The organism is Capnocytophaga sp. oral taxon 863 str. F0517, assembly GCF_000466425.1.
Lineage (GTDB): Bacteria > Bacteroidota > Bacteroidia > Flavobacteriales > Flavobacteriaceae > Capnocytophaga.
On record NZ_KE992148.1, the window covers coordinates 1 to 3,306 of the forward strand.

The window sequence follows — 3,306 nt, forward strand, 5'->3', positions numbered from 1 at the left end:
AACCGAAACCTGCCCCCCAACCGGAGCCTGCTCCAGTACCGACTCCGGAACCAAAACCTGCACCCCAACCGGAGTCTGCCCCAGTGCCTACACCGGAACCGAAACCCACACCCCAACCGGAGCCCGCCCCAGTGCCTACGCCGGAACCGAAACCCACACCCCAACCGGAGCCAACTCCAGTGCCCACTCCGGAACCCGAGCCTGCTCCCACTCCAATACCAACTCTTGAGACAAAAGAAATTGTAATATATAATGGAGTTTCTGTAGAAAATGGGGGTGAAAACTACTTTAAAGTAGAAAATACGGATCCCAATATGCCTATAGAAGTGCTTATTTTTAACGAAATGGGCTTGATAGTCTATGAAAATCCACGTTATCAACAAAACGAAGCGGTATTCCGAGGTTATACTAATGTGAAAGGGGTTTTAGCCAGTGGCAAAAGACTTCCCTCAGGTACTTATTTCTATATACTTTCCTATATTCATAACGGAAAACAAGAAACTAAAAAGGGGTACCTTTACTTAAAGTAGATAGGTAATGCATGGTGCTTTATATAGTAAATTAGAACATTTGTCATTGACAATTTATTAACAAAAATATTTGTTGTGAAGACAATTCATTATTTTAGCTTTTGGTTGCTTATAGGGTGTTGTTTTTCAGCGCTCTATGGCCAAGAGAAAACGAGTGCTGTAATAGCGCATTTTTCCAAAGCTACTCACTTGCAGTGGGCAGTACCTACTCCTCAAGGGAACCTTCCTTTGGAGTGGGTGGAACGACACAATACCTTTTCCTTAGAGGGTTATCGTAGTTTTGTAGCCTATCATGAGGGGGTGTTTTCTGGTAGTATCTCTATGAATGACACTACTTTATCGGGGGAGGTATGGCAGGACGGACACACTTATTCCCTCTCAGATGACAAGGGACAGCTTAGGGTAAGTCTTCAAGAGTCGCATACCTCCTGTGAGGCTTGTGCCGATGGGGCAAGCTCGCAGCGGGCAATGCTGCCCACTCGTTTGGCTCCTGGTACTATCTTGGCGGAAGAATCACTACCTTCTGAGGACAAACGGGTACTGTATAATGTGCATGTACTAAGGACATTCCGATTGGCCATGCTCATAGATTATAACTTTTACAAAAGACACTGTCAGGGGCGTATGGAACTGGCCAAGGCCTTTATGACGGATGTACAAACCAAGCTCAATGAGGTATGCGGACGAGAATTGGGTTACCAATTTGAATTAGTAGACGATGCACGCTTGATCCGAGATACCGAGAAAGAAGAAATCTATCCTGATAAGCCGTTGGTGCGTACCGTTGTAAATACGGCTACAGATACATTTAATAAGCTCATAGGGGAGGAGAGCTATGATGCAGGTATTGTTTTTGCTGTATATAAGGACAATCGCGGATTGGCACATCTGGGAGAGATTACAGGTAAGCTCAAGGGAGGTTGTGTAGCCAATGAGGAGTTCTATATCATTCTGCATGAGCTTGGGCACCTATTGGGTTCTGCCCATACCTTTACCATAGGAGGGGCTACGGCTTCTTCCTTTACCGAACCCGATAGGGGCAACTCTATCATGAGTTATATCAATGACCCTTATGGGACTTATTTTTCCTTGCCTTCTATCTATACCATTCATAACCGTACCAACCTACATGATGCCTATTATGCCGATAAGGCACGTACCCAGCTCGTAGGCCTTCCTCAGCCCAATATTCCTTATGGAGAACCCTCCGATAACAAGGCACCGATGATTGACCGTAGCAAGCTTAAAAAAAGCTATACCTTACCCCCTAATACCTATTTTCAATTTACCATAGAAGCGAGTGATCCTGATGGAGACCCTTTGCTTTATATGGCACATCAGGCTGATTTTAAGGTGTTTGGCAAGGCGCGTTTTCCTTCCGACCGTCCTACTACGAATAATAAAATTGCTTTCTATCGTCCATATACTAAGGTCAGAGAGACAAATGAATGGAAAGAAGTTCCTTACAAATTCACTGGTGAATACGAAACAGGGGACTTTACTTTTTGGTTAGGGGTATGCGACGGTTCCGTAGGAGCTTATAAGGAAGGTAAACCCCATACGCCTCTCTATAATGTGTATCAAACCAAAGTACAAATAAAAGATGGAACGCCTTTTAGAATTACAAATATTACAGTGGAAAATAAATTAGGTCGATGTAAGCGAGGAGAGAATGTTACCCTACACTGGAATGTGGATAAGAAGCTATTTGCTCCCGATAGTAAGGTACGTATCCTTTTCTCGGATAACTATGGAAAGACCTATGACTATGTCTTGGCAGAAGGAGTGCCTAATAGTGGTCAGGCAACCGTGATTTTCCCTCAAGCAAAAGGCTGGAAGGGATATGCTGGCTATGTAGAAGGTACCTTCAAGATAGAAGTGCTGGATCATATAGCTTATGCAGTCTATCCGGATAAGCCTTATACGCTGGATATGTTGAGTTCGAGTATCATCTTTGATAATTTGCCTAAGCCTGTTATTACTGTAAAAAGAACAGAAATTCCTCAAAGGGCGGAGGTTACAGCCAAATCAGACCATGGTGAATGTAGGAATAAAAAGGCGGAGGTTTCCTTTTCAGAAGAAACACATCCCGACTATATACTGCGCCGTTGGGTAGCTACCGATAAATGTAAAAACAAAGCCACTTTTGTCCAATATATCTATTTTGAGAAAGAAGCTCCTACCAAGACCCTACATTTTGTAGGAGACCTTCCTCAAGATATACATGTACAATGCCCAGGAGAGATTCCTCCTAAAGCTACGGTGCAGGCAGAAGGAAGCGATTCAGTAGAGATCGAATACGAGGAAGAAATGACCGAGGGCGATAAGAAAGCCTATAAGCTCACCCGAGTATGGACGGCCTATGCGGCTGATGCTCCGGCTATCCGTCATGTTCAACAAATTTTCCTGAGAGATACCCAACGTCCCGAATTTTCAGCCTATCCTCCCAACCTAACCGTAAAGGATGAGAGTGAAATACCTTTCAAACCTACTCTTACAGCTACTGATAATTGTGATGCCCGAGTAGAGGTTTCCTCAAGTTCTGAACCTATCTATGACAAGCAAGGTAAAAAGATAGGAGAACGCAATGTATGGTTTGCTGAAGATGCAGCCCATAATGAAAACCGCTACGAACAAATTATTACCATTGACCCCAAAGCGGATAAGGCTCCAAAACCAGTGCCTACGCCGGAGCCAAAACCTGCTCCCAAGCCTGAACCTACTCCAGAGCCTACACCGGAGCCAAAACCTGCCCCCAAGCCGGAACCTACTCCAG

2 protein-coding genes are annotated in these 3,306 nt (G+C 44.5%); both read left to right on the plus strand.

The window, feature by feature from the left end:
* Positions 1 to 530, plus strand: a 530-nt coding sequence (locus HMPREF1551_RS13445; protein ID WP_021628235.1) for a gliding motility-associated C-terminal domain-containing protein, incomplete at its 5' end; no start/stop codon positions are given.
* Positions 531 to 605: 75 nt separating this feature from the next.
* A partial coding sequence (locus HMPREF1551_RS06280; RefSeq protein ID WP_021628236.1) for a zinc-dependent metalloprotease occupies positions 606 to 3,306 on the plus strand: 2,701 nt, incomplete at its 3' end.